Source organism: Rhodopseudomonas sp. (assembly GCF_048594845.1).
Taxonomy (GTDB): Bacteria; Pseudomonadota; Alphaproteobacteria; order Rhizobiales; family Xanthobacteraceae; genus Rhodopseudomonas.
The window spans coordinates 1-25,244 of the sequence record NZ_JBMDXE010000163.1 but is presented as its reverse complement, the minus strand read 5'-3'; the positions used below and the strand labels follow the sequence as shown (position 1 = coordinate 25,244).

The window sequence follows — 25,244 nt, the reverse complement described above, 5'->3', positions numbered from 1 at the left end:
GCGCCGGGAGAGATCATAGCGTGAGTCGGCCTTCGCCGTCATTCCGGGCGCTCGCGCAGCGAGCGAACCCGGAATCCCGCAGCGTTCTGCGGCACCGGCGTTCGTCCCAACATCGAGATTCCGGGTTCGCGAGCTTCGCTCGCGCCCCGGACTGACGGTGCCTGGGGTTGTGCAGAACCAAGGCCCGCGGTTTTCGGCAATCCCCTTACGCAGCCCCATGCCCGGCGCTAAACTGCCCCCATGATCGCGCTGTCCTCACCTCCCCAGCCCCGCCGCCTGATCTGCGCCGGATGCGGAAGCGAGTTTGGCTGTACGATGGATGCGCAATGTTGGTGTGCGGCGGAGGCGGTGATGCTGCCGATGCCGTCGGATGCGGCGGATTGTTTGTGCCCGGACTGCATGCGCGAGCTGGCGAAAGCGAGCCGGCGTTCGGGAGACGAGGTGTGAGCGCGTGACGGACTGGATCATCGAGGCGGTTCTGCTCGACATGGATGGCACCCTGGTCGACACCGAGCGCGTCTATCTCGAGAGCCTCAGCGAAACGCTGGATGAGTTCGGCCTGCCCGATGCGCTGCTGACCTGCCAGAGCATGATCGGACTGCCCGGCCCGGAATGCCAGGCGCTGCTGGTCGCGCGCTATGGCGACGGCGTGCCGCTCCGCGACATCAACCGCACCTTCGCCCGCAAGCGCGACGCCCGCTTCGCCACCGGCCTGCCGGTGAAACCCGGCACGCTGGAGCTGCTCGATACGCTGCAAGGCGCGCGCTGCCGGATGGCGGTGGTGACGTCGTCGTCGCGCAAAACGGCCGACGAGCATCTGACGCTCGCGGGCATCCGCGCCCGTTTCGACACCGTGCTGACGCGCGACGACGTCGCGCACGGCAAGCCGGCGCCGGACCTGTATCTGCTGGCGGCCGAGCGGATCGGCAGCGCGCCGCGGAATTGTGTGGCGGTGGAGGATTCGAGCGTCGGCGTTGCCGCGGCGGCGAGCGCCGGCGCCATCACGCTGATGGTGCCCGACATGCTGCAGCCCGACGCCGCCACCCGCGGCAAATGCGCCGCGGTGCTGCCCGACCTGCACGCCGTACTGGCGACGATGCAGCAGCGCGGCCGTTTCGTCCCGACGCCCGCCCTCATCTGACACGCGGCCCGGCCGCGGCGATACGCAGCTGGAAACCGCCGCGCGTCTTTGGTATGACCAACGTCATTCAAAGGGAGAAACGCGATGGATGCGGGCAGCGGATCGAAGAATTACGGCGTAACGCCGGTCGAGGTGATGGCGTCGATGTCGGGCCTCGACTTCATCCGCAAAATGTTCGCCGGCGAGCTGCCGCCGCCGCCGATCATGCAGACGATCGAGCCGTTCGACGAGAGCGCCGAGCCCGGACTGATCGTGATGCATTCAGTGCCGGGCCTGCGGCACTACAATCCGATCGGCTCGGTGCACGGCGGCTATGCGGCGACGTTGCTCGACTCGGCGATGGGGCTCGCGGTGCAGAGCATGCTGAAGCCGGGCCAGGGCTACACCACGCTGGAATTCAAGATCAGCTTCATTCGCGGCATGAGCGAGACCAGCGGCGCGGTGCGCACCGAGGGACGCACGCTCAATGTCGGCCGCCGCGCCGCGACCGCGGAGGCGCGTATCACCGACCGCAACGGACGGTTGCTGGCGCATGCCACCACGACCTGCCTGGTGTTCGACCTGCCGACCGGAACCGCCGCGGCGTCGTGACGTTGTCTCCGGCACATCACAACAATCGCCGGAGTGATCATGTCGCTCACTCGCGACCAGACGATGCCGCATGCCTATCGGTTCGACGACGACGGGCTGGTGCCGAACAATCAGCTGCCGCTGCTGATTTACAAGCAGGCGGTGGACGTCGCACGCTCCGATCCGGCCGCGGCGATCGAGCAACTGTTCGAACGCAACGGCTGGGGCCAGCAGCTGTGGCGCAACGGCATCTTCGACTACACACATTATCACGCCACGGTTCACGAGGCGCTCGGCGTCGCGCGCGGCCACGCACTGGTGCTGTTCGGCGGCGAACAGGGTGAGGCGATCGAGCTGAAGCCGGGCGACGTCGCCGTGCTGCCAGCCGGTATGGGCCACAAGCGGCTGTTCGCGACGCATGATTTCCAGGTGGTCGGCGGCTATCCGCCGGGAGACGAAATGCAGGTGACGCGGCCGACTCCGGGCAATTATCAGCGGGCGTTGAAGAGCATTCCGAAGTTGGCGCTGCCGGAGAGCGATCCGGTGGGCGGCAAGGATGGGCCGCTAGTGCGATTGTGGAAGTAGCAATAGCGCTGTGCTGGGGTCGCCCTCACCCCGGCCCTCTCCCGCAAGCGGGAGAGGGAGCGCGCTGCACGCCGGGGTTGGGATTAGTCTCGCATCAAATTGCAAACGGCCGGGTGAAAGCCCGGCCGTTTCGTTGTTCGCGCCGAACGTTGCGCGGACCTGTTACTCTTCGTTGCCGCCTTCCTGGCGGCTGGCTTCGAATAGGAACCAGGTGCGGCGTTCGGTTTCGTCGATGAAGTTCTCAAGGAGGCCGGCGGTGGCGGCGTCCTTGCAGTCGTCGACGATCTCGTGCGCCTTGCGCATCGCTGCCGCCATCTTCTTGTTGTCGTTCATCAGCTCGCGCAGCATCTCGCGCGGCGGCACGTAATCCTCGTTGTTATCCTGGATTGTCTGCAGCTTGGCGATCTGGCCGATCGATTTCAGCGTCACACCGCCGACCTTGCGGACACGCTCGGCGAGCTGGTCAGTGGTGGCGAAGATCTGGTCGGACTGTTCGTCCAGCATCAGATGGTAGTCGCGGAAGTGGCGGCCGCTGATGTGCCAGTGAAAGTTCTTGGTCTTGAGATACAGCGCGAAGGCGTCGGCGAGCAGCGTGTTCAGCGCCGCCGAGATCTTGTCGACCGACTGCTGCGGCAGATCGGTGGGCGTGTCGAGGTCAGCGGCGACGGCGGATTTGCTCTTGGTCACGGTGGCGATCCTATGCTGGTGGCGTGCGATGAAAGACGGCGTCGGGCCGGGTCGGGCACGAGCATGACGGCCGGGAACCGCACCGTCTTGCCGGATTTTGCGGTTTTTGTTTCCCTCGCTCGGCAAACGCTTTAGACCGTTCTCAACGCGCCAAATTCCGCCGCGTTCCAGTGATGGAACAAGATCGGACGCTCCGCCCCCCGTTTCGCGCGAATTCGGCCAACCGCCTGTGCGGACAGATGAATTCGCCCTTCTGCCGGCTTCGAGGCTTCGATGGACGACTGGATCGACTATTACGACTCCACGCATACGATCTATGTCAGCAAGCTCCATCGCGATGTGCACTTCGACGAAATCGCCAAGGACATCCTCGGCTATATCGGCGCGCCTGACGCGACGGTGCTGGACTAGTCCTGCGGCGAGGCGCTGTCGGCCGACAAGGTCGCGGCGGCCTGCGGCACGTTGATCCTCGCGGAGCCGGCGCCGGGTGTGCGTGGCCGGCTCAAATCGCGGTTCGCGCATCATCCGAACATAAAGGTCCGGTCACTCGACGAGCTGGCGGCACTGCCGGACGGTTCGCTCGACCTCGTGGTGATGAATTCAGTCGCGCAATACATGAAGCCGGACGAACTGGATAAGGCGCTGAAGCTGATCCGGCGACTGCTGACCCGCTCCGGCAAGCTTGTCCTCGGCGACATCCTCCGGCCGGAGGTCGGCATGAGCCGCGACGTCGCCGCGCTGGTGAAGATGGCGGGCCGTCACGGTTTCCTCACCGACGCGCTGTGGGGGCTGGCGCGGACCGCTTTGTCCGACTATCGCCAGCTCCGCACCAAGATCGGCCTGCAGCGCTACGGCGAAGCCGAGATGCTCGCCAAGCTCTCCGCCGCCGGCTTCTCGGCAATCCGCGCCGACAACAACATCGGCCACAATCCGTGGCGGATGACGTTCGTGGCGAAGCGGGCGGGCTAGCTCACTGCCTGGGGTGAGAGCGACGCGAGCACGGCCTCGCCTTGCTACACTACCACACTCAGCCGCTTCGCCGCGCGCGTAATCCCTGTGTAGAGCCAGCGCGCGCGCGAGTCCTGGAAGGCGAAGCTCTCGTCGAACAGCACGACGTCGTCCCATTGCGAGCCCTGGCTCTTGTGCACGGTGAGCACGTAGCCGTAGTCGAACTCGTCGTAGGGTTTGCGCTGATCCCAGCTGATATCCTCGATGCCGCCGGAGAAACACTCCTGGCGGACCGAGACCTTTGTGAGGCGACCGCCGAACTCCTCGTCCGGCGTCACGCGAAGGGTGATGATCTTGGTCTTGATCGGCGAGCGCGACTTCACCCGCCACAGCCCGCCGTTGAACAGCGCCTTCTTGCGATTGTTGCGCAGGCAGACCAGCTTGTCGCCGCCGACCGGAAACGGATCTTCGATATTCAGCCGCTGGCGGAAGCGCACGTTGTAGGCGCGGCGGGTGTTGTTGCGGCCGACCAGCACCTGATCGGCGTCCATCACCCGCTGCGGATCGAGGCTGTCGCGCGTCACCACCTCGGTCTCGCCGTAGCGGCCGAGCTCAAGCCGCCGCCCCTCGCGCACGTCCATCGAGAGCCGGACGATCGGATCGTCCTGCGCCTGACGATGCACCTCGGTGAGCATCACGTCGGGCTCGGCATTGGTGAAGAAGCCGCCGCCCTGGATCGGCGGCAACTGGGCCGGATCGCCGAGCACCAGCAGCGGGCAGTCGAACGACATCAGGTCACGGCCGAGCTCCTCGTCGACCATCGAGCATTCGTCGATCACGATCAGCTTGGCCTTTGAGGCCGGCGCGTCGTCCCACAATTCGAAGCTGGGCTGTTCGACGCCGCTCTCCTTGGCGCGATAGATCAGCGAATGGATGGTCGAGGCGTCGTCGCAGCCCTTGTTGCGCATCACCAAAGCGGCCTTGCCGGTGAAGGCGGCGAATTTGACTTCGCCCGACACGCCGTCGGCGATCTCGCGCGCCAGCGTGGTCTTGCCGGTGCCGGCAAAGCCGAACAGCCGGAACACCAGCGGCGTGCCATTGCGGCCGGGCTTGGCCTTGAGCCATTCGCCGACGGCTTTTAGTGCCGCATCCTGGACTGGGGTGAAGGTGGTCATCGGGCTTTCGGGCGGAACAGGCGCGGGCACCGTCCGCGACTCGCTGGCCGCAAGCTAGCGTCTTGGCGGCACGGTGCAAGCCGCCGGACGGGCGGTGCCGGGACCCGGAACTCGGCTGTTCGGAGACCGCCTTTGGGAAGCCTCAGCATGCCCCGGCGTTTGGTCGCCTTGCCGGCGGCACGATCCTGCGGCATGGCTGGCGGCATCCGCGCGGCTTGGTTGGCCGCGATTCAGGGCGAGCGCATGAAGCGATTGGGCACCATTCTATTGTACGTCGTCGGCGCCCTCGCCTGCGCCTATCTGGCCCTGTTCGCCTACCGGATGCTGACCGCGCCGCGGCTCGAACCCGGCGATCCGATCAAGATCTTCCGCAATCCGGACGCGCCGAAATATTCGTGAGCGCTGTTTCCACTGTCGCGTGGCATGTCGACGCCAGCCACTCACTCTGAGCGTCATCCCCCGCGGATGCGGGGGATCCAGTATTAACGAGCGCCCGCGGCTGAACACGACCGCTCTGGAATACTAGGTCGCCCGCCTTCGCGGGCGATGACGGTCGGGTGTGACGTCCCCTCACCCCATCGACACGAACGCCCGCGGTTCGCCGGCGCCCGCCGGCGTGATCGGCAGGCCGCCGTCGGCGTATTCGTTGAGCTTGTTGCGCAGCGTGCGGATCGAGATGCCGAGGATGTTGGCGGCGTGGGTGCGGTTGCCGAGGCAGTGCTTCAGCGTCTCGAGGATCAGGTCGCGCTCGACATCGGCCACGGTGCGACCGACCAATGCGCGGGTGACCTGTTCGGCCGCGAGGGTGGCGTGGGCCACAGCGGCCGGCGTCTTGGTCTGATCGAGCCGGTCGCCTTCCGGCGTGATGATCGCCTCCGGGCCGATCTCGTCGCCCGACGCCATCAGTACCGCGCGGTGGATGGTGTTCTCCAGTTCGCGGACGTTGCCCGGCCAGCGGTTGGTCGTCAGCACGCGGCGCGCCTCGGCGGACAGAGGCCGCAGCGGCACGCCGTTGCCGTCGGCATATTTCTTGGCGAAGTGCTGCGCCAGTTCGAGAATGTCGGCCGGACGCTCGCGCAGCGGCGGCATCTTCAGGTTGACGACGTTGAGCCGGAACAGCAGGTCCTCGCGGAAGGTGCCGGCGCGCACCGCCTCCTGCAGATTGCGGTTCGAGGTGGCGAGGATACGGATATCCACCGGCACCGGCGTCTTGCCGCCGACGCGGTCGATCACACGCTCCTGGATGGCGCGCAGCAGCTTGGACTGCAGCCGCACGTCCATCTCGGAGATTTCGTCGAGCAGCAGCGTGCCGCCATTGGCCTCTTCGAACTTGCCGATGCGGCGGGCGATGGCGCCGGTGAAGGCGCCCTTCTCGTGGCCGAACAGCTCGGACTCCAAGAGATGCTCGGGAATCGCCGCGCAGTTGATGCTGATGAACGGCCGCTTGGCGCGGTGCGAGCGGGAGTGGACGTAGCGCGCCAGCACTTCCTTGCCGGTGCCGCTCTCGCCGGTGATCATCACCGAGGCTTCGGAGCCGGCGATCTGCTGCGCCAGCTTCACCACCTTCACCATCGCCTCGTCGCGATACACCAGCTCGCGGCTGTCGTTGGCCACCGCCGCCAGCACCGCGGCGATCAGCTCCGGATCCGGCGGCAGCGGGATGTACTCCTTGGCGCCGGCGTGGATCGCCGCCACCGCGGCGCGCGCATCGCTGGCGATGCCGCAGGCGACGATCGGCACGTGGATGTGCTCGGCTTCGAGCCGCATCACCAGATCGCGGATATCGAGCGCGACATCGACCAGCAGCAGGTCGGCGCCCTTGCCGCCGCGCAGCACCCGCATCGCCTGTTCGTTGTCGTCGGCGTGGGTCACCGACGCGCCGTTGTCGATCGCGATTTTGGTCGCAGTGTTGAGCTGGCCCGTCAGAGTGCCCACGATGAGAAGCCGCATGGTTTGCTCCTGATGATCCTAATTGCCGCGCCGCCGAACGGCTGCGATCAGTTGTCCGCCTTGATGATTTCCGTCATGGTCACGCCGAGCTTGTCCTCGACCAGCACCACTTCGCCCCGCGCCACCAGCCGATTGTTGACGTAGATGTCGATCGCCTCGCCGACGCGGCGGTCGAGTTCGAGCACCGCGCCGGGTCCGAGCTTCAGCAGCTCGCCGACGTCCATCTTGGAGCGGCCGAGCACGGCCGACACCTGCACCGGCACGTCGAACACCGCTTCGAGATCGGCGGCGACGCGCGAGGTCTGTTCTTCCTCGTTGTATCCGACATCCGCCAGCGGCGGCGCATCGGCCCCGTTCAGATCCGGCAGCGGCAAGCCGTCGTTTTCGCCCATGGTCATCCCTCGATCTCGTTACTTGCGCGACGCCATGTAGCGCCCGACCAATTCGGTAATCTTCGCTTCGATGGCGGCGCGCTCCAGCACCATGCCGCCGTCCGCCCATTCGATCTTGCAGTCGCCGCCGGCGATCTCCGGATCGGACAGCAGCACCAGGCGCCCGGCGAAGCCGCTGCGCTTGGCGAGCAGCTCGATGCGCTCGCGCGCGGCTTCGTAGAGCCCGTCGCTGATCCGCACCACGAGGTGCGGCGTCGAGACCAGATGCCGGAAACACTCGCCGACCAGCGCGGTGATCTCGGCGAGCGGCTCGGCGGCGATCAGCTCGGCACACAGCTTGCGGGCGACCGCCACCGCGACTTCGACCGCCTCGGTCTCCATCCGCGTCTCGACGCTGCCGATGCCGGTGGCGATCACCTGCATCGACTGCCCGATCTGCTCCAGCGCCATCGCAACGAGCCGGTCGGCTTCGGCCTGCATCTCGCGCTGCGCCTGGGCGAAGCCGACCTGGTAGCCGCGCTGCTCGGCGGCAGCGACCGCCTGCGCCAGTTCGGCGGCGGCCGCGGCCTTTTCGCGGGCTTTGTCGGGCGCCCCGAAATCGTTGTCGAACAGGAATTTCTGCGCGGGAGCAGCCATCAGTACACCAGTTCGTCGTCGGCGCGGTTCTTGGTGAGCACGATCTCGCCCTTGGCGGCGAGGTCCTTGGCGAGGTTGACGAGCAGCGCCTGCGCCTCGTCGACATCACGCAGTCGGACCGGACCGAGCGCCGCCATGTCGTCGAGCAGCATCTTGCCGGCGCGCGACGACATGTTGCCGAGGAAGAAGCCGCGGACGTCCTCGTTGGCGCTTTTGAGCGCGATCGCCAGCTTGTCCTTGTCGATGTTGCGCATCAGCGTCTGCGCCGAGCCGGCGTCGAGCTTGACCAGGTCGTCGAAGGTGAACATCAGCGACTTGATACGCTCGGCCGCCTCGCGATTGTCGTCTTCCAGCGAGGTCATGAAACGGGTTTCGGTCTGGCGGTCGAAATTGTTGAAGATCTCCGCCATCACCTCGTGGGCGTCGCGGCGGCGGGTCTGCGACAGGTTCGACATGAACTCGGAGCGCAGCGTGCGCTCGAGGCTCTCGACCACTTCCTTCTGCACCGACTCCATCCGCAGCATGCGGTTGATGACGTCGAGCGCCATGTCGTCCGGAAGAATCGCCAGGACCTTGGCGGCGTGTTCGGGCTTGAGCTTCGACAGCACCACCGCGGTGGTCTGCGGATACTCGTTCTTCAGATAATTGGCGAGAACCTCTTCCTGAACGTTGGAGAGTTTCTCCCACATGTTGCGGCCGGCGGGGCCGCGGATTTCTTCCATGATGCCGCTGACACGGTCGGCCGGCAGGTAGCGCTGCAGCAGCCGCTCGGTGGCGTCGTAATTGCCCATCAGCGCGCCGGACGCGGACATCCGCGACACGAATTCGAGCAGCAGGTCCTCGACCACTTCGGGCTCGATGGTGCCGAGCGTCGACATCACCGACGACAGCTCGCGCACCTCGTCGTCGTCGAGCAGGCTCCAGATCTTGCCGCCGTACTGCTCGCCGAGCGCCAGCATCAGGATCGCCGCGCGCTTCGGGCCGGGAAGCGGCTTCGACGCGGGACGGCCGCTCTGACGCTGCGCCAGCGTCGCGACGACGCTGGCGATGTCTTCGGAGCCCGAGGTGGTGGTGGCGGGAGTTTCGGCCATGGCGGATTAGGCGGGCTCGGCCAGCCACTGTCGAACAATGGCTGCGGTTTCGTTGGGATTGCGCTCGGCCAGCTCGCCGACCCGGTGCACCGACTGGGCGTGGACCTGGCCCTGGACCTGGGCGATGTCGATCATGTTGGGCGCCGCGATCGGCTGACCGTCGGCGCCGATCTGCGGCACGCTGCCGTCGGTCAGGGCCGGCACGGCGCCAGGAGCTTCGAGCGCCGGATCGGCAGCCAGCACGCGCTTGACCAGCGGGCGGATCACCATGAACAGCACCACCAGGCCGAGGACGAACAACACGCCGAGCTGAATCATGTTCATGATGTCGTCCTTGGTGAACTGCAGCATGCCGAGCAGACCGGCCGGCTCCGGCAGCTTCTCGACCTGCGGCGCTTCGGCGAATTTGAGGTTCACGACTTCGACCTGGTCGCCGCGCTTCTGGTCGAAGCCGATCGCCGAGCGCACCAGCGCGGCGATCCGGTCGAGCTGCTCCTTGGTGCGCTCGGCATAGACCAGTTCGCCCTTGTCGTTCTTGGTGTAGATGCCGTCGACCAGCACCGCGACTGACAGCCGGTTGACGCGGCCGGCCTCGGTCACTTCGGTCTTGGTGACGCGGGAGATCTCATAATTGTTGGTCTCTTCCGACTTCTTGCTCTGGTCGCGCGGGCCGGCCCCGGCCTGGCCCTGATTACCCGGGAGTTCGTTGTTGACCGTGACCTGGCCGTCGTTCGACAGCGTCTGCGATTGTTCCTCGCGGGTCTGGCTGGAGCGCAGCACGCGGCCTTCGGGATCGAACTTGTCGGAGGTCTGGGTGACCTTGTTGTAGTCGAAATCGGCCGTGACCTGGACGCGGGCGCGGCCCGAGCCGACGACCGACGAGACGATCGCCTCGACCTCGTTGCGCATCCGCTTTTCGAAGGCGGTGCGGCGCTCGTCGCCGGCCGCGCTGTCGACCGCATTGGCATTGGCCGAACCGTCGGCGAGCAGCTGGCCGGTCTCGTCGACGATCGACACCCGCTGCGGCTTCAGTCCGTTGACGGCGGAAGCGACCAGATGGCGGATGGCGCGGACCTGCTGCGGCTCCAGCGCGCCACGGACGCGCAGCACGATTGAGGCCGACGGCTCCGGCGCTTCGCGCGAGAACAGCGGCCGCTCCGGCAGCACCAGATGCACGCGCGCCGCCTGAACGCGGTCGATCGCCTGGATGGTGCGCGACAGTTCGCCTTCCAGCGCGCGCAGATGATTGATGTTCTGGACGAAGCTGGTGGTGCCGAGCGCGTCCGACTTGTCGAAGATCTCGTAGCCGACGCCGCCCCCCTTCGGCAGCCCGCCCTCGGCCAGCTTCATCCGCAGCCGCGTGACCTTGTCTTTCGGCACGAGCAGGGTGGTGCCGTCGTTGCGCATCTCGAACGGAATCGCCTGGCGCTCCAGCTCCTTGATGATGCTGGAAGCGTCGGCGCTGCTGAGGTCCGTGTAGAGCGTGGTCATCTGCGGCTGCGAGAAGCGCATGATGACGAAGGCGAAGAATCCAAGCAGCGCAACCGTGACGGCGATCATCGCCATCACCCGAGCGGCACCCAAGCCCTTCAGGAAACCCACCAAACTCTGCAAGACCAGCCCCTCGGATTCGGCTTTACGGCCGACTAGGCAAATCTTGCCTATGGGATGGTTTCCAGAAGGTTAATAAATCTTAACGAGACGGAAAATGCTTCCGACATGACGAAAGCCGGCTTCCCGAAACGGGGCCGGCTTTCCGGAATTCATTAAGATCTTGGTAAGGAAGGTTACTGGCGATACTGCTGGATTCGGGTGGTCCGCAGCCCGGCCAGCCCGTGCTGGTCGATCGAAAACTGCCAGGACAGGAACTCGTCCACGGTCAGGGTGTAGCGGCTGCAGGCCTCTTCGAGGGAAAGAAGACCACCGCGGACGGCGGCAACCACCTCGGCCTTCCGGCGGATCACCCAGCGCTTGGTCCCCGGAGCAGGCAAATCCGCAATCGTTAACGGACTTCCATCGGGTCCAATGACGTATTTGACCCGCGGGCGGTGGGGCTCTGTCATGGCGTACTCACAACTCTCACTCAAGACACTGTGTGAGCAAACGTACGCGGGGCGGCTTAAAAATTGGCTAAGCGGCATTCAGGATTGTGATGGTCGACGTTAGTAAAGTCGTAAGACTGGTAAGCGGACGGCCTGCAGCGTAGCACAACCTCGGCGTCCGGCGCCGATCCGGGGCGTTTCGATAGCCTCGTGCGGGCCGCTGCATCCCTCGCGGCCGCCGATATCAGCGCCGGTTGAAGCGATGTGATGGTGCGTGATGTGCCGCATCGTCAGGCGGCAATAGCAAACGAGCGACGCCCGGATGAACCAGGCGTCGCTCGGCAGATAGCAACGGTCGTGAACAGGGCGGCTTGCTATGCCGCGTCGCGTACCGGAACGATCAGAATATCTCGATTGAGCCGCCGCAGCACTTCCTCGGTAACACTGCCGAGCAGCAGCCGGACGGCGCCGCGCCGGCCGTGTGTGCCGATCACGACCAGATCGGGCCGCAATTCGGCCGCCGCATCGACGATCGCCGCCTGGGCGATGCCTTCCCGCACCGTCGTCGAGTAGTCCATGTCGTCGAGATCGAGCGGCTTGAGGAAACGTACCAGATCGCGCACCGCTTCGACGCGGGCGTCGGCGAGATAGTCGTCGACATTGCCCTTGTGGACGCCCGCATAGCTGAGCATCCCCGCGGCCGCGGCATCGTATACGTGCAGCACCACCATGCGGGTTTGCCCGAGCAGGCCGAGCCGCCGGCCGGTCTTCAGCGCCTGCAGCGAACATTCGGAAAGATCGACCGGCGCGAGGCTGGTCGCGTAGCGCAGGGCCGGATCGATATTGGCCATCAGCACCGGCACCGGGCTGTTGCGGATCACACGCTCGGCCGTGGTGCCGACGAAGATGTCGCGCAGGAAAGCGCGGCGATGGCTGCCGATCACGCACAGATCGGCGCCCTGTTGCTCTGCCGCCTGTACGATGCCGTCGAACGGCGTGCCGCACACCACCAGCGGGCTGCAGGGAAGTCCGGACAGATAGGCGTGCTCGCGGATCGCATCCGCCAGCGCGGTCTCGGCGAGATCGCACTCCGCCGCGACGATGCGCTCGGGCTGATCGTCGTCGACCACATGGGTCAGCACCAGCCGCGCTCCCGCGTCGCGTGCGATCGAGGCGGCGCGGCGCACCGCACGATCCGACCGCGCCGAGAAATCCGTGGCGACCAGCACGACCTTCAGATCTGGCCTGCTGAACTCGGACGGCATCTGGTCCATGGTACACCTCCTGTTGGTTGACGGTTGGCCCGCGTCAGGGCTCCAGACGGCGCAGCACACCGACGCGCCGCATCACGAATTTCTCCAGCTCCAGCACCGCCATCATCACCACGCCAGCCGCGATGATCGCCGCGCCCTCGAGCAGCGACAGCGGCGTGGTGCCGAACAGCGACTGCATGAACGGCGCGTAGGTGAAGGCGAGCTGGGGGGCGATCCCCACGATCTGGGCCGCCAGCACGGGGGGGGTGCCGTGTGCGCCGGGCAGCGAGAACGACGAGGTGTGCAGATAGCGGACGTTGAACAGATAGAAGATCTCGAACACCACCAGCACATTGACCACCATGGTCCGAGCAGTCTCGACCGACAGACCACTACCGAGCGCGTAGAAGAAGATCGCCAGCGCGCCGACGGTGAACAGCAGCGACACGAAGAAGATGCGCCACACCAGAAAGCGCGACAGCAGCGGCGCGCCGGCCGGGCGTGGCGGCCGCTGCATCACGCCCGGCTCCGGCGGCTCGAACGCCAGCACGAGACCGAGCGTGACGGTGAGGATCAGGTTGATCCACAGGATCTGCACCGGCGTCATCGGCATGGTGAAGCCGATCAGGATCGCCATGATGACGGTGAGCACCTCGCCGCCATTGGTCGGGATCGTCCAGGCGATCACTTTGCGGATGTTGTCGTAGACGGTGCGGCCTTCCTGCACGGCGGCGACGATCGAGACGAAATTGTCGTCGAGCAGCACCACCTCGGAGGCTTCCTTGGCGGTCTCGGTGCCCTTGTGGCCCATCGCGATGCCGACATCGGCCTGCTTCAGCGCCGGCGCGTCGTTGACGCCGTCGCCGGTCATCGCCACCACCGCGCCGGTCGATTGCAGTGCGCGGACGATGCGGAGCTTGTGCTCGGGATTGGTGCGGGCGAACACATCGGAGCGCGTCGCCACGCCGGTGAAGTCCGCATCCGCGCTCTTGTCGAGATCGGCGCCGGTGACGACGTCCGGACTCTCGGTCAGCGCGAGCTGTCGAGCGATCGCGTCGGCGGTCGCAGCGTGATCGCCGGTGATCATCTTGACCACGATGCCGGCCGAACGGCATTCGGCGATCGCCTGGATCACCTCGTCGCGCGGCGGATCGATGAAGCCCACCAGCCCCAGGAAGGCGAGGCCTTCGTCGAGATCGGCGAAGCCGAGCTGATCGGAGGCGCGCGCCGGCGAGCGCACCGCGAAGCCGAGCACGCGTTCGCCTTCAGCGGCGGCGCGCGCGATCTGCTCGGTCCAGAACGCCTGATCGAGCGGCACCAAGCCGTCACGACCGGCCTGCGCGGCGCACATCGCCAGCAGCCGCTCGGGCGCGCCCTTGACGAAGATCACCTGCCCGCCCGGCGCGGCGGCGTGGCGCGTCGCCATGAAGCGATGCTGAGCATCGAAGGGAATTTCGTCGGACCGCTTCCATGTGGAGCGCTCCAGCGCTGGATCGAGGCCGGCTTTCAGGGCGAGCGCCACCAGCGCGCCCTCCATCGGATCGCCATCGACGACCGTGTGGCCGTTCGCCTCGCGCAGCTGCGCGTCATTGCAGAGCAGTCCGCAGCGGATCAGTTGCATCGCCGACGCCACCGCGCTCGGCGCAGCCTGGCCGTCGACTGTCAGTTCGCCCTTCGGCACGTAGCCGGCGCCGCTGACCAGAATGGTGTGCTCGGCGGTGACGATGCGCCTCGCCGTCATCTCGTTGCGAGTCAGCGTGCCGGTCTTGTCGGAGCAGATCACCGAAGTGGCACCGAGCGTCTCCACCGCCGGCAGGCTGCGAATAATGGCGTTGCGCCGCGCCATCCGTTGGACGCCGATCGCCAGCGTAATGGTGATCACCGCCGGCAGCCCCTCCGGCACGACGCCGACCGCGAGCGCCACCACGGCGATCAGCGCTTCTGTCCACTCATAGCCACGCACCAGCACGGCGAAGGCGAAGATCAGCACCGCGGCGGAGATTGCCACCCAGGTGAAGCGTTCGCCGAACCGGTTGATCTGGCCGAGCAGCGGCGTGGTGAGTTGTTCGACGCCCTGGATCAACGTCGAGATGCGGCCGATCTCGGTGCGCTGACCAGTGGCGACGACGACGCCAAACCCCTGCCCGGCCGACACCAGCGTGCCGGAAAACGCCATGCACAGCCGATCGCCGAGCGGCGCCTCCGGCGCGGCGGGCTGATCGTGTTTCTCGGACGCCACCGACTCGCCGGTTAGCATCGCTTCGTCGATCAGCAGGCCGCGCGCGCGCGTCAGCCGCAGGTCGGCCGGAACGCGATCGCCAGCCTCGATCATCACCACGTCGCCGGGCACGAGCTCGGCGGCCGGGATCGCGACGCGATGGCCGTCGCGCCAGGCGTGGGCGCGCGGCGAGATCATCTTCTTGATCGCCGCCAGCGCCTTCTCGGCCTTGTCTTCCTGGACGTAGCCGACGATCGCGTTGATCGTCACCACCGCGACGATGACCGCGGCATCGATGCGATGGCCGAGGAACGCGGCGGCGACTGCGGCCGCGAGCAGGAAATAGATCAGCGTGTTGTTGAACTGCGCCAGGAAACGCAGCAGTGCCGAGCGGCGCGGCGGCTCCGGCAGCGCGTTCGGCCCGACGCTGGCGAGCCGCTTGGCCGCCTCCGCGCTACTCAGGCCGCCGCGGCTGGTCTCGAGCCCCGCCAGCACCCGGTCGGCATCGATCGCGTGCCACATCTCCTCCGAGGCCTGGTCGTTCGGGCCCTTGATCGTGGCTTCCATCGGCATGGTCATGGGAGTGTCCGGAGTGTCAGGGTTGGATCAGCGCTGCGCGAAGCTTCGTCGCGGCGGGTTTGGTCGGGTGCATCGTCGGTTCGCCGCGGCGGGCCTTGCGACGCAGGATGATCAGGAGGGCCGGAGATCGCAGCGACGGAGCAGCGCATCGCGCGGTGAGGCATGAGGCCTCGCGCCGTCACGAGCGGGCGAACGTCAGGTCACGCGTGCGAGGAAGTCCGGCGGGGACTAAGCGCCGATCGGCGGACGAAGTTGCGGCGGCTCGCTGCGATCCAGCATCGGCGCGTCGAGCGGCAGCCGCACGCGGCTGGCCTGATCGCAGACGGCACTCCGAGTTGAAGACGGCGTCAAAGCTTGCGCCGTATCCGTGATGGTGATTTCGGGCTCGTCACTCAAGCTCGGCGCCGGCACGGCCGGCGGCGTCTTGACGAATTCGAGCTGAGGGCGCGGGGCATCGGAGGCGGCAGATGCCGACGACGCAGTGCCGACAGCAACCATGATCAGCGCGCACAAACACAGAGCCGATTTGAGCCAGAGGCGCAGATCGGTCGAGAGTCGTGTGAGGTCGCTGTTCCGATCGAGCCGCATCATCTCCAGACGCTGTGTCACCATCAACACGTCAGGCTAGGCTGCATCCTACCAGCCCAACATTGAGCCGGATCAAGCAAACACTGCGGCCACGGGTCGCAAGCGGCGCGCATCGTTGAGGCGCGGCGCGGTGAGCAGCAGAAACCGCGCTGAACAAGCCGCCATCGGGTACAACCACCAGGTTTCGTCATTCCGGGGCGCGCGCAGCGCGAACCCGGAATCCATACTCCCTGCACTCGCGGCAAGCGCCCCGCCGTTGAGGGACTGAGTTCACCAACTCAACGCGGTGGTTATGGTTTCCGGTCTCGCGAGCTTCGCTCGCGCCCCGGAATGACGAACGAGAGGATGAATCCGCTGCCGCTTATCAACGCGCGGCTTTGCGCTCCGCAGCGCCATCAAGCAAAGCCAGCAACCCGCGCAAGATCTGTAGCGGTTTCGGCGGGCAGCCGGGGATGTGCAGGTCGACCGGCACTACCGACGACACGCCACCGGCGACGGCGTAGCTTCCCGCGAAGCAGCCGCCGTCCCTGGCGCAGTCGCCGCAGGCGACGACCCATTTCGGGCCGGGCGTCGCGTCGTAGGTCAGCTTCAGCGCCTCGCGCATATTGTGCGTCACAGGGCCGGTGACCAGCAGCACGTCGGCGTGGCGCGGCGAGGCGACGAAGCGCAGGCCGAAGCGCTCGATGTCGTAATACGCGTTGTTCAGCGCGTGGATTTCGAGCTCGCAGCCGTTGCACGAGCCAGCATCGACCTCGCGGATCGACAAGCTGCTACCGAGCGCGCGTCTTGCGCGTTCGCCGAGCAGCGCGGCGAGTTCAGCCGCCGCGGCATCGTCCGGTGCCGGCGGGGCTTCCGTCAGCGGCGTCGCGAACAGGCTTTCGAACAGCAGCTTGCGCATCGCTACAGATCCACGCCCGAGTAGGAACAGTTGAAGGACTTATTACACAGCGGGAAGTCGGCGATGATGTTGCCCTCGATCGCGGCTTCGAGCAGCGGCCATTGAAACCACGACGGATCGCGGAAGTGACAGCGCGCGATGCGGCCGTTTGCGATGCGCAGCCAGACAAAAACGTCCCCGCGAAATCCTTCGACCAACGCCAGGCCTTCGCAGGGCTCCTCAGGCAGCGTCAGCGGGACATGGATCGCGCCGCTCGGTAAGCGGTCGAGAATCTGGTCGATCAGCATGAGGCTTTGCACGACCTCGCTGATACGAATGCGCACGCGGGCGTCGACATCGCCTTCGCTAAGCACTGGCACGTCGAACGACAATTCGTCATACGGCGCATAGGCCAGCGTGCGGCGCGCGTCGAAGCTTCGACCGGACGCACGGCCGACGAAACCGCCGGTGGCGTATTGATCGACCAACGCCGGTTTGACGAAGCCGGTCGCCACGGTGCGGTCCTGCAGCGAGGCGGTGTCTTCATAGAGCGCGATCAGCTTCGGCCACTGTTTGCGCACTGTCGCTAGCGCAGCGCGGATCGCCGCGATGCCGGCGTCGTCGAGATCGCGCGCCACGCCGCCGGGCGTCACCACGTCGCGCATCAGGCGATGGCCGAACGCGGTGTCGGCGGCACGCAGCATATTTTCGCGCAGCACGCCGAACTGCGCCAGCATGATGGCGAACGCCGCGTCGTTGCAGATCGCACCGATGTCGCCAAGGTGATTGGCGAGGCGTTCGAGTTCGGCGCAGAGCGTGCGCAGCCATACCGCGCGGGCCGGCACCTCGGCGTCGATCGCGGTTTCGACCGCGCGCGCGAACGCCAGCGCATAGGCCACCGTGGAATCGCCGGAGACGCGGCCGGCGAGTTGCGCGGCGCGCGGCAGTTCGGCCCCGCTCATCAGGCCGTCGATGCCCTTGTGAACGTAGCCGAAGCGCTGCTCGAGCCGCACCACGGTTTCGCCCGAGACGGTGAAGCGGAAATGGCCGGGCTCGATGATGCCGGCATGCACCGGGCCGACCGCGACCTGGTGCGTGCCGGTGCCTTCGACCGGGAGAAACGGATACGCCGGCTGCGACGACGCGGTGATCACTTCGCCGAGTGGCGCTTTCTTGGCCCAACGTCCGTGATCGAGCCACGGCCGATCGTCGATCGCGCCTTCGGCGATCAGGCCGTAGAGATCAGTAATCGTCCGCTCCAGCCGTAGCGCGGGTAGATGCTTCGCCGCGACCGACGGGAAGCTGCGCTGCGGACAGCCGAGGCTGATGACGCCGATCTCGCTCGTGCGCGGATCGAACAGCGCCATGTGCACGCTCGAAGGTTCGCCCCACAGCGACAGCAACTGCCATTGCTGCTCGCCGAGCATCTTCGCCGCAAAGCTCCACACTGCACGGTCGACGACCGTGCGCGGCCACGGCCGATGCCGCGCCACCGGCTGGCCTTCGAGGTTGAGATCGATCAGCGACGGCATGCGATCCCCCTAGCCGAGCAGCTTGGCGACGTGCTGAAACCACGCCACCACCGGCGCCGGCAGATACACGCCCGCGATCAGCACCAGCGCCAGATGGGCGAACATCGGCAGATAGCTCGCCTGCGCCGGCTGCCGGCTGCCGCGCGGCGTGCCGAAAGCGATGCCGGTGAGCTGCAGCGTCAGCGCGCCGAACGCCACCAGCAACCCGAACACCAGCAGCAGCGCCAGCCAGGGCGAGCGCGCGAAGGTCGAGGTCACCAGCAGGAATTCGCTCATGAAGATGCCGAGCGGCGGCAGCCCGGCGATCGCCACCACGCCGGCGACAAGGCCCCAGCCGAGCACCGGGTGCGTCTCGGTGATGCCGCGGATCTTCGCCAGCGACTGCGTGCCTTTGATTTGCGTGATCTGTCCGACCGCGTAGAAGATCGCCGACTTGGTCAGGCTGTGCATCACCATGTGCAAGAGGCCGGCGAAATTCGCCAGCGGCCCGCCCATGCCGAAGGCGAACACGATGATGCCCATGTGCTCGATCGACGAATAGGCGAACAGCCGTTTGATGTCGCGGCGGCGATACAGCATGAAGGCGGCGAACAGCAGCGACGCCAGCCCCATCACGATCATCAGCACGCCGGGCGGCATCGCGTCGCCATTGGCGGCGAGCAGCATCTTGAAGCGCAGCAGTGCGTACAGCGCGACGTTGAGCAGCAGGCCGGACAGCACCGCCGAGATCGGCGTCGGGCCTTCGGCATGGGCATCCGGCAGCCAGGCATGCAACGGCGCGAGGCCGACCTTGGTGCCGTAGCCGAGGAACAGGAACACGAAGGCGACATTCAGCAGCGCGGCGTCGAAGCCGGAGGCGCGCGCCACCAGCACGGTCCAGATCATGCCGTCGGGGCCCTCGCCGATCACCGGCCGCGCCGCCATGTAGATCAGGATGGTGCCGAACAGCGCCAGCGCGATGCCGACGCTGCCGAGAATGAAGTACTTCCACGCCGCCTCGAGCGCCGCCGGCGTGCGATAGATGCCGACCATCAGCACCGTGGTCAGCGTCGCCAGCTCGACCGCCACCCACATCAGGCCGATATTGTTGGACACGAACGCGAGGTTCATGCCGAACATCATGATCTGATACATCGCGTGGTAAAACCGTAGATAGGTCGGCGTCAGCTTGCCGGTCTCGAGTTCGTGGGCGATGTAGCTGGCGCTGAACAGGCTGGTGGTGAAGCCGACGAAGGTGTTCAGCATGATGAACACGATGTTGAGGTCGTCGACCAGGATGTAGGCGCCCGGCGCCGGACGCGGCAGCACCAGTAACGAGGCCGCGCAGAGGAAACTGCCGAGGCTGGCGGCGACGTTGAGACGCGCTGTCAGCTTGTAGCCCGGCAGCAGCGCCAGCAGTGCCGCCGCGATCACCGGGATCAGCAGCACGCCCGCCACCGGATCGATGACGGACATCGTCATGTCCGCTCTCCGCGCGAGACGACGAGCTGCGACACGTCGACCGAGTCGAAGCGTTCGCGGATCCGGAACAGCACGATGCCGATGACGATGAAGGCGATCAGCACCGAGAACGCGACGCTAATCTCCACCACCAGCGGCATGCCCTTCGCGCCGGCGGCGGCGAGGATCAGGCCGTTTTCCAACGACATGAAGCCGACCACCTGACTGACGGCGTTGCGCCGCGTCACCATGAACAGCAACCCGAGCAACACGACCGACAGCGCGAAGGCGAGGTCTTCGCGCGCCAGCGCGTCGGCATCGACGGTGACGCGCAGCATCAAGGCCAGCGACAACGCCACCAGCCCCATGCCGGCCAGCATGGTCGGGCCGATGCCGACGACGGTTTCGACCTCGCGGTGAATGCCGAGCTTGTAGACGATGCGGCGCAGCGCCACCGGAATGATGATCGCCTTGAACAGCAGCGCGATCGCCGCGGTGACGTAGAGATGCGGCGCGTCCTGGATCAGCGCCTGCCACGCCACCGCCGCGGATAGAAACAGCGCATGCAGCGCGAACACGTTGAGCAGCGAGGTCAGGCGGTCCTGATACAGCATCATGAACGACACCAGCACCAGGCCGCCGGCCAGCGAATGCGAGATGTCGAACGCGAGCCCGTGCATGATCACAGCCCTTTCGACACGAATAGGAGAAGCGTGCCGAGCAGGCCGAGCATCAGCGCGGCGCCGAGGAATTGCGGTACGCGGAACACCCGCATCTTGGCGGTGGCGGTCTCAAATACGGCAAGCAGGAAGCCCGCGACCGTGATCTTGAACAGATACAGCGCCGCACCGGCTACGTAGGCCGAGGGGCCAGCGCCGAACACGCCGATGCCCCAGGGATAGAACAGGCAGACGATCAGCGAGATGTAGAGCAGCAGCTTGAGCTGCGCGCCGAACTCGATCAGCGCCAGATGCCGGCCGGAATATTCCAGGATCATCGCCTCGTGCACCATGGTGAGCTCGAGATGGGTCGTGGGATTGTCGATCGGGATGCGGGCGTTCTCGGCGAGCGCCACCATCACCAGCGCGATCATCGCGAGACCGAGCGAGACGCGCAGGCCGACCGCGGTCGAGGCGATGTAGTCTGCGACGGTCGACAGATGCGTCGAGCCGGCGACCAGCGCGACGCAGAACACGATCATCAGCATCGCCGGCTCGGCCAGCGCCGCGATCATCACCTCGCGCGACGAACCGATGCCGCCGAACGAGGTGCCGACATCCATACCGGCGAGCGCCAGGAAGAACCGCGCGGTGCCAAGCAGCGCGACGATCACGATCAGGTCGGCGGTCCAGTTGAACAGAAGCCCGGTGGCAAAGGTCGGCACCAGCGCGGCCGCGACCCAGATCGCCGCGAAGGTGACGTAAGGCACAGCGCGGAACAGCCACGAAGCGTTGTCGGCCAGCACCACGTCCTTGCGCAGCAGACGGACGAGATCGCGATACGGCTGCAGCAGCGACGGGCCGCGGCGGCGCTGCAGCCGCGCCTTGATCTTGCGGATGAAGCCGGTGAGCAGCGGCGCCAGCAGGAACACCAGCAGCATCTGCACGCCCTGCACGGCGCTATCGGTGATCACGTCCATATCGCGAGCACCAGCAGCAGCGTGACGAGAGTAGCGAACACAAGGCTGAGATAGCCGCGGATGGTGAGCAGCTGCAGCCGGTTCAGCCGCACGGCGGCGCCGACCACGCCATTGGCGAGCGGCGCGTAGATCCGCTCCCAGACCTGATCGTGCAGCTCGATGCGCAGCCGCGCGGGCGCGACGTCGCCGGGTGGCGGCATCGTCACGCGGTCGCGGGCGTGAAACAGCAGCGTGCCGAACACGCGGCGGATCGGCTGCGCGAAGCCGGCGGCAGAATACTGCGCCAACGGTGCCGGATCGGTGAAGCCGCAGCCCCAAGCTGGCCCGCGCTGCACCGCGCCGGTCGCGAACAGCCGGATCGCCACGAACGCCAGCGACGCCGAGACGATGATGAACAGCGCCACCAGTCCGCCATTATACGAGCCGCGGCTCTCGCTGATCGGCACGATCGACAGCCACGCCAGCGGCGTCTGCGGCGCGAGCCGGCCGCCGAGAATGTCGGCGGCGATCGGCGCCAGCGCGTCCATCACCAGGCCGGGCAGTACGCCGGCGAACAGGCACAGCGCCGCGAGGATGATCATCGCCGCAAGCGAGAAGCGATCGACCTCCTTGGCGCGGAGCGGCGCTTCGCCGCGCGGGCGGCCGAGGAAGGTGACGCCGTAAGCCTTGACGAAACACGCCGCCGCCAGCGCCGCGGCGAGCGCCATCAGTGCACCGACCGCGGGCACCAGGATTTTCAGCCCCCATTGAGGCAACTGCGGGCTCTGCAGCACGGCCTGGAAGATCAGCCATTCGGACACGAAGCCGTTGAACGGCGGCAGCGCTGAGATCGCGATGCTGCCGGCCAGAAACACCACGCTGGTCACCGGCATGCGGTGGATCAGCCCGCCAAGCCGATCCATGTCGCGTTCGCCGGTCGCGCTGAGCACCGCTCCGGCGCCGAAGAACAGCAGGCTCTTGAACAGCGAGTGATTGAAGACGTGGAACAGGGCCGCGGTGAACGCCAGCGCCGCCGGCAGCTTCTCGTCATTGGCCTGGAACGCCAGCGCCAGACCCAGCGCGACGAACACGACGCCGATATTCTCGATCGTCGAGTAAGCCAGCAGCCGCTTCAGGTCGCTTTCCATCAGCGCGTAGAGAATGCCGACTGCCGCGGTGACGCCGCCGAATGCCAGCACCACGCCCGAGGTCGACCAATCCGGCGTGCCGAGCAGATCGAACACGACGCGGATAAAGCCGTAGATCGCCACCTTGGTCATCACGCCGCTCATCAGCGCCGAGACGTGGCTGGGCGCCGCCGGATGCGCCAGCGGTAGCCAGACATGGAGCGGCACCAGACCGGCCTTGGAGCCGGCGCCAAGCAGCATCAGCAGCAGCACCAACGTGGCGATCCACGGTGCATGCGGCGCGACGCGGATCGCCGCGAAGTCGTAAGCACCCGTCGTGCCCGCGAGCAGACCGAAGGCCAGCAGCAGCATCAGCGTGCCGAAACTCGCCATCAACAGATACACATAGCCGGCGCGCCGGTTGGCGGCGACGCGATGATGCGCCATCACCAGCGCCCACGACGCCAGCGACATGAACTCCCACGACAGCAGATAAGAGAATGCGTCGGCGGCGAGCACGACGCTATTCATGCCGGCGAGGAACGCCGGATAGAACGGCAATACGCGCTGCGGGGCGTGTTCGTGCCGGCCGTAGCCGAGCGCATACAGGCTCGCCAATGCGCCGCCAAGATTGACCACGACGAGGAAGAACGCCGCCAGCGCATCGAGCCGCCAATGCGAGCCGAGCCACGGCAGCCCGATCGGCAGCACATGTTCGGCGGCGGCATCGGCATGCAGCAGCAACCACGTTGCGGCACCGACGGTCGCAACTGTGCAGACGATCAGGGTGAAAGTGTAGATCAGGGCTGTCGCGAGACGCGGCGCTCGGCCGAGCACGACTGCCACGCAGGTGATCGCCAACAAGGCACCAATGCAGGCTAGCTGAAGTGCGAGTCCGGTCATCGGCCGCATGCCCCGGCGCGCACGGGCCGGCGCGCAACTGCAGCTTGTCGCCGCTTCTGCGCCATTGCCGTCATCCGCGATCGTGCCCCATTCGCATCGGGCCCTCGTCCATTCCTCGCTGCACAGCCGCCAAATGAGCGACGGCTTGATCGCCGATTCAGTGGCGGTCCAGGCGACCATAACGGAGGTCGCGGCGCAGGCCTTCTGCTTACCCGAATCCGAGCAGGTCTATCAATGATCTATTTTTGAATAGCATATATGATGTTTTATTTATCACAATAGATGCGCCGCGGAACCCATGGCTTTCCATCGCCTACGACCGGCGGGACCTTTCTGAAGCCGCGCTCTCCAACGAGCGGGCTCGGCACCGCGCTCTTCGTCAAGGGTCGCGGTTGACGCGCCTGCTGGCGGCGCGCAGGAAGATCCTCTGCAAAGGACCATCATGTCCGCCGACACGCCCCCCCGACCGACGCCCACGCGGGCGCAACTGCTCGACGCGATCCGCTTCCTGACCATCCTGCCGGTGCCGGATTCCGCGCGCGCGCCGGAGCCGGACTGGCTGACGCGGGCCATGACATTCTTTCCGATCGTCGGCGTCGGCATCGGCGTGATGTCGGCGACCGTGCTGGTGCTCGGCAGCTCGCTGTTCGGCCCCGGCCTCGCCGCGCTACTGGCGGTCGCCGCCTCGATCCTCGTCACCGGCGCACTGCACGAGGACGGCATCGCCGACACCTTCGACAGTTTCGGCGGCGGCTGGTCGGTCGAGCGGCGGCTCGAGATCATGAAGGACAGCCGGCTCGGCACCTATGGCGGCCTGGCGCTGGGGCTCGATGTTGCGCTGCGCGCGACGGCGCTGGCGCAACTGCCGCTGTGGGCGGCGCTGGCCGCGCTGGTCGCCTGCCACGCTGGCGCCCGCGCGACGCCGGGTTTCGTCAAGCGCCGACTGACTTACGCCGGCAACATCAGCGGCATGAAGGTCGCGTATGCCGAAGAGCCGATGCGCAAGGACGAGACCGTGCTGGTACTGGTCACCGTCGCACTCGCCGCGCTGCCGCTGCTGCTGATCTCGCCGGTAGCGCTGATGGCAGGTCTGGGCTGCGGCGCTGCGCTCGCCGCGCTGATGACCGTTTGGGCCAAGCGCCTGCTCGGCGGCTACACCGGCGACGTGCTCGGCGCAATCGAGCAGATGTTCGAGATCGGATTTCTGCTGGGTGTCGCGGCGGTGTTGGCGGGGAGTTAGTCCGTCAACCCCTCCCCGTCATTGCGAGGAGCACCCGGATCGACGCTTCGCGTCGTCCGAGTACAGGCTCCGCGATGAAGCAATCCAGCGCCTCGGATGTGGTCTGGATTGCTTCGCTGCGCTCGCAATGACGATGTGGAAGCCTCAGTGGCTGATCATCCACGGCCGCGCCGTCGGAAAGCCCTTCGCCCCGCTCTTGGTGCGGGTCTGTAGCCGCGCCGGCTTCTTCAGGCCGGAGCAGCAGCCGCATCCTGGCGCATGCTTGGCCTTGTATTCGCCGACGCTCATCGGCGCGTTGCGGCTCTTCTCGTTGGTGGCGTGGGCGGTGCGCTGCGCCGCCGGCATGCAGGAGAAATTCGGCGCGGTGAGCAGCACTCGCGGCGAAGACGTCTCGCACACCGGGCACGGCTGCGGCTCTTCATATTCCGCCATCGGCCGCAAATCGGTGAACGGCCCGCAGGCGTCGCACATATATTCATAGACTGGCATCGTCGTTTTCCCTTGCGCTGACGATCTGTCGTTCCGCGCGATGGGAGCGGGGCGGAAAGATGCCCGTCCCGCTCCCCGTCGCGCAGGGAAGGATGAGAGCCCGGGTCTCCAGCCCCACCCCCGTCATTGCGAGGAGCGAAGCGACGAAGCAATCCAGATCAGT

23 protein-coding genes and 1 pseudogene are annotated in these 25,244 nt (G+C 66.5%); 6 read left to right on the top strand and 18 right to left on the bottom strand.

Annotated features, from left to right (window positions below; genetic code table 11):
- Positions 1-451: 451 nt before the first annotated feature.
- The 3 genes from ACOJTD_RS10380 to ACOJTD_RS10370 all read left to right on the top strand — a co-directional run bounded on the left by ACOJTD_RS10380 (position 452) and on the right by ACOJTD_RS10370 (position 2,296).
- The gene (locus ACOJTD_RS10380; protein WP_420132835.1) at positions 452-1,141 is read left to right on the top strand and encodes an HAD family hydrolase; all 690 of its coding nucleotides are present in this window, start codon (positions 452-454) and stop codon (positions 1,139-1,141) included.
- Between the two features lie 84 nt (positions 1,142-1,225).
- Entirely contained in the window at positions 1,226-1,732 is a 507-nt protein-coding gene (locus tag ACOJTD_RS10375; protein WP_420132834.1) for a PaaI family thioesterase, read from the top strand.
- 39 nt (positions 1,733-1,771) lie between these two features.
- A complete protein-coding gene (locus tag ACOJTD_RS10370; RefSeq protein ID WP_420132833.1) occupies positions 1,772-2,296 on the top strand; it encodes a hypothetical protein in 525 nt (174 codons plus the stop codon).
- 162 nt (positions 2,297-2,458) lie between these two features.
- Here ACOJTD_RS10370 and ACOJTD_RS10365 read toward each other — a convergent pair whose 3' ends face one another.
- Positions 2,459-2,983, bottom strand: coding sequence for a Dps family protein (locus tag ACOJTD_RS10365; protein WP_420132832.1), 525 nt, complete (start codon positions 2,981-2,983; stop codon positions 2,459-2,461).
- A 273-nt stretch (positions 2,984-3,256) separates the two neighbouring features.
- On the opposite strand from ACOJTD_RS10365, the pseudogene ACOJTD_RS10360 reads away from it, so the two are divergent.
- A pseudogene (locus ACOJTD_RS10360) lies at positions 3,257-3,952 on the top strand (class I SAM-dependent methyltransferase).
- Positions 3,953-3,996: 44 nt separating this feature from the next.
- On the opposite strand, the gene ACOJTD_RS10355 reads toward ACOJTD_RS10360, so the two are convergent.
- Entirely contained in the window at positions 3,997-5,106 is a 1,110-nt protein-coding gene (locus ACOJTD_RS10355; protein WP_420132831.1) for an ATP-dependent DNA helicase, read from the bottom strand.
- A 192-nt stretch (positions 5,107-5,298) separates the two neighbouring features.
- On the opposite strand from ACOJTD_RS10355, the gene ACOJTD_RS10350 reads away from it, so the two are divergent.
- Entirely contained in the window at positions 5,299-5,505 is a 207-nt protein-coding gene (locus tag ACOJTD_RS10350; RefSeq protein ID WP_420132837.1) for a hypothetical protein, read from the top strand.
- 171 nt (positions 5,506-5,676) lie between these two features.
- Here ACOJTD_RS10350 and ACOJTD_RS10345 read toward each other — a convergent pair whose 3' ends face one another.
- From ACOJTD_RS10345 to hyfB, 15 genes are all read right to left on the bottom strand, one after another.
- Complete coding sequence (locus tag ACOJTD_RS10345; RefSeq protein WP_420132830.1) at positions 5,677-7,056, bottom strand: sigma-54 interaction domain-containing protein; 1,380 nt, start codon at positions 7,054-7,056, stop codon at positions 5,677-5,679.
- A 47-nt stretch (positions 7,057-7,103) separates the two neighbouring features.
- The gene (gene fliN / locus ACOJTD_RS10340) at positions 7,104-7,448 is read right to left on the bottom strand and encodes a flagellar motor switch protein FliN (RefSeq protein WP_054164393.1); all 345 of its coding nucleotides are present in this window, start codon (positions 7,446-7,448) and stop codon (positions 7,104-7,106) included.
- An 18-nt stretch (positions 7,449-7,466) separates the two neighbouring features.
- Complete coding sequence (locus tag ACOJTD_RS10335) at positions 7,467-8,084, bottom strand: FliH/SctL family protein (protein ID WP_420132829.1); 618 nt, start codon at positions 8,082-8,084, stop codon at positions 7,467-7,469.
- The gene (gene fliG, locus ACOJTD_RS10330; protein ID WP_420132828.1) at positions 8,084-9,175 is read right to left on the bottom strand and encodes a flagellar motor switch protein FliG; all 1,092 of its coding nucleotides are present in this window, start codon (positions 9,173-9,175) and stop codon (positions 8,084-8,086) included. The genes ACOJTD_RS10335 and fliG overlap by 1 nt, the downstream gene beginning before the upstream one ends.
- A gap of 6 nt (positions 9,176-9,181) precedes the next feature.
- A complete protein-coding gene (gene fliF / locus ACOJTD_RS10325; protein ID WP_420132827.1) occupies positions 9,182-10,789 on the bottom strand; it encodes a flagellar basal-body MS-ring/collar protein FliF in 1,608 nt (535 codons plus the stop codon).
- A gap of 173 nt (positions 10,790-10,962) precedes the next feature.
- Positions 10,963-11,238: a DUF1153 domain-containing protein gene (locus tag ACOJTD_RS10320; protein ID WP_002714638.1), complete on the bottom strand. Its 276-nt coding sequence runs from the start codon at positions 11,236-11,238 to the stop codon at positions 10,963-10,965.
- Between the two features lie 353 nt (positions 11,239-11,591).
- Positions 11,592-12,491 (bottom strand): universal stress protein, encoded by a 900-nt coding sequence (locus ACOJTD_RS10315; RefSeq protein ID WP_420132826.1) that lies wholly within the window; start codon positions 12,489-12,491, stop codon positions 11,592-11,594.
- 34 nt (positions 12,492-12,525) lie between these two features.
- A complete protein-coding gene (locus ACOJTD_RS10310) occupies positions 12,526-15,261 on the bottom strand; it encodes a cation-transporting P-type ATPase (protein WP_420132836.1) in 2,736 nt (911 codons plus the stop codon).
- Positions 15,262-15,495: 234 nt separating this feature from the next.
- On the bottom strand, positions 15,496-15,879 hold the full coding sequence (locus ACOJTD_RS10305) for a hypothetical protein (RefSeq protein WP_420132825.1): 384 nt from the start codon (positions 15,877-15,879) through the stop codon (positions 15,496-15,498).
- A 340-nt stretch (positions 15,880-16,219) separates the two neighbouring features.
- A complete protein-coding gene (locus tag ACOJTD_RS10300) occupies positions 16,220-16,753 on the bottom strand; it encodes an NADH-quinone oxidoreductase subunit B family protein (RefSeq protein ID WP_420132824.1) in 534 nt (177 codons plus the stop codon).
- Positions 16,754-16,755: 2 nt separating this feature from the next.
- The gene (locus ACOJTD_RS10295; RefSeq protein WP_420132823.1) at positions 16,756-18,264 is read right to left on the bottom strand and encodes a hydrogenase expression protein HypE; all 1,509 of its coding nucleotides are present in this window, start codon (positions 18,262-18,264) and stop codon (positions 16,756-16,758) included.
- A gap of 9 nt (positions 18,265-18,273) precedes the next feature.
- Positions 18,274-19,725: a hydrogenase 4 subunit F gene (locus ACOJTD_RS10290; RefSeq protein ID WP_420132822.1), complete on the bottom strand. Its 1,452-nt coding sequence runs from the start codon at positions 19,723-19,725 to the stop codon at positions 18,274-18,276.
- A complete protein-coding gene (locus ACOJTD_RS10285; RefSeq protein ID WP_420132821.1) occupies positions 19,722-20,384 on the bottom strand; it encodes a hydrogenase-4 component E in 663 nt (220 codons plus the stop codon). The genes ACOJTD_RS10290 and ACOJTD_RS10285 overlap by 4 nt, the downstream gene beginning before the upstream one ends.
- Before the next feature lie 2 nt (positions 20,385-20,386).
- The gene (locus ACOJTD_RS10280) at positions 20,387-21,343 is read right to left on the bottom strand and encodes a respiratory chain complex I subunit 1 family protein (RefSeq protein ID WP_420132820.1); all 957 of its coding nucleotides are present in this window, start codon (positions 21,341-21,343) and stop codon (positions 20,387-20,389) included.
- Positions 21,334-23,352: a hydrogenase 4 subunit B gene (hyfB, locus tag ACOJTD_RS10275; protein WP_420132819.1), complete on the bottom strand. Its 2,019-nt coding sequence runs from the start codon at positions 23,350-23,352 to the stop codon at positions 21,334-21,336. Before hyfB ends, ACOJTD_RS10280 begins: the two co-directional genes overlap by 10 nt.
- 442 nt (positions 23,353-23,794) lie before the next feature.
- Here hyfB and cobS point away from each other — a divergent pair, with 442 nt between their 5' ends.
- On the top strand, positions 23,795-24,592 hold the full coding sequence (gene cobS, locus ACOJTD_RS10270; RefSeq protein WP_420132818.1) for an adenosylcobinamide-GDP ribazoletransferase: 798 nt from the start codon (positions 23,795-23,797) through the stop codon (positions 24,590-24,592).
- Between the two features lie 144 nt (positions 24,593-24,736).
- Here cobS and ACOJTD_RS10265 read toward each other — a convergent pair whose 3' ends face one another.
- Positions 24,737-25,081 (bottom strand): FmdB family zinc ribbon protein, encoded by a 345-nt coding sequence (locus tag ACOJTD_RS10265; RefSeq protein WP_420132817.1) that lies wholly within the window; start codon positions 25,079-25,081, stop codon positions 24,737-24,739.
- Positions 25,082-25,244 lie beyond the last annotated feature (163 nt).

What these genes read in the sequence shown, in the direction of transcription:
- ACOJTD_RS10375 (WP_420132834.1), top strand. Translation starts at nt 1,226, where the DNA reads ATGGATGCGGGCAGCGGATCGAAGAATTACGGCGTAACGCCGGTCGAG.
- ACOJTD_RS10370 (WP_420132833.1), top strand. Translation starts at nt 1,772, where the DNA reads ATGTCGCTCACTCGCGACCAGACGATGCCGCATGCCTATCGGTTCGAC.
- ACOJTD_RS10355 (WP_420132831.1), bottom strand. Translation starts at nt 5,106, where the DNA reads ATGACCACCTTCACCCCAGTCCAGGATGCGGCACTAAAAGCCGTCGGC.
- ACOJTD_RS10350 (WP_420132837.1), top strand. Translation starts at nt 5,299, where the DNA reads ATGGCTGGCGGCATCCGCGCGGCTTGGTTGGCCGCGATTCAGGGCGAG.
- ACOJTD_RS10345 (WP_420132830.1), bottom strand. Translation starts at nt 7,056, where the DNA reads ATGCGGCTTCTCATCGTGGGCACTCTGACGGGCCAGCTCAACACTGCG.
- fliN (WP_054164393.1), bottom strand. Translation starts at nt 7,448, where the DNA reads ATGGGCGAAAACGACGGCTTGCCGCTGCCGGATCTGAACGGGGCCGAT.
- ACOJTD_RS10335 (WP_420132829.1), bottom strand. Translation starts at nt 8,084, where the DNA reads ATGGCTGCTCCCGCGCAGAAATTCCTGTTCGACAACGATTTCGGGGCG.
- fliG (WP_420132828.1), bottom strand. Translation starts at nt 9,175, where the DNA reads ATGGCCGAAACTCCCGCCACCACCACCTCGGGCTCCGAAGACATCGCC.
- ACOJTD_RS10320 (WP_002714638.1), bottom strand. Translation starts at nt 11,238, where the DNA reads ATGACAGAGCCCCACCGCCCGCGGGTCAAATACGTCATTGGACCCGAT.
- ACOJTD_RS10315 (WP_420132826.1), bottom strand. Translation starts at nt 12,491, where the DNA reads ATGGACCAGATGCCGTCCGAGTTCAGCAGGCCAGATCTGAAGGTCGTG.
- ACOJTD_RS10310 (WP_420132836.1), bottom strand. Translation starts at nt 15,261, where the DNA reads ATGCCGATGGAAGCCACGATCAAGGGCCCGAACGACCAGGCCTCGGAG.
- ACOJTD_RS10305 (WP_420132825.1), bottom strand. Translation starts at nt 15,879, where the DNA reads ATGGTGACACAGCGTCTGGAGATGATGCGGCTCGATCGGAACAGCGAC.
- ACOJTD_RS10300 (WP_420132824.1), bottom strand. Translation starts at nt 16,753, where the DNA reads ATGCGCAAGCTGCTGTTCGAAAGCCTGTTCGCGACGCCGCTGACGGAA.
- ACOJTD_RS10295 (WP_420132823.1), bottom strand. Translation starts at nt 18,264, where the DNA reads ATGCCGTCGCTGATCGATCTCAACCTCGAAGGCCAGCCGGTGGCGCGG.
- ACOJTD_RS10290 (WP_420132822.1), bottom strand. Translation starts at nt 19,725, where the DNA reads ATGACGATGTCCGTCATCGATCCGGTGGCGGGCGTGCTGCTGATCCCG.
- ACOJTD_RS10285 (WP_420132821.1), bottom strand. Translation starts at nt 20,384, where the DNA reads ATGCACGGGCTCGCGTTCGACATCTCGCATTCGCTGGCCGGCGGCCTG.
- ACOJTD_RS10280 (WP_420132820.1), bottom strand. Translation starts at nt 21,343, where the DNA reads ATGGACGTGATCACCGATAGCGCCGTGCAGGGCGTGCAGATGCTGCTG.
- hyfB (WP_420132819.1), bottom strand. Translation starts at nt 23,352, where the DNA reads ATGACCGGACTCGCACTTCAGCTAGCCTGCATTGGTGCCTTGTTGGCG.
- cobS (WP_420132818.1), top strand. Translation starts at nt 23,795, where the DNA reads ATGTCCGCCGACACGCCCCCCCGACCGACGCCCACGCGGGCGCAACTG.
- ACOJTD_RS10265 (WP_420132817.1), bottom strand. Translation starts at nt 25,081, where the DNA reads ATGCCAGTCTATGAATATATGTGCGACGCCTGCGGGCCGTTCACCGAT.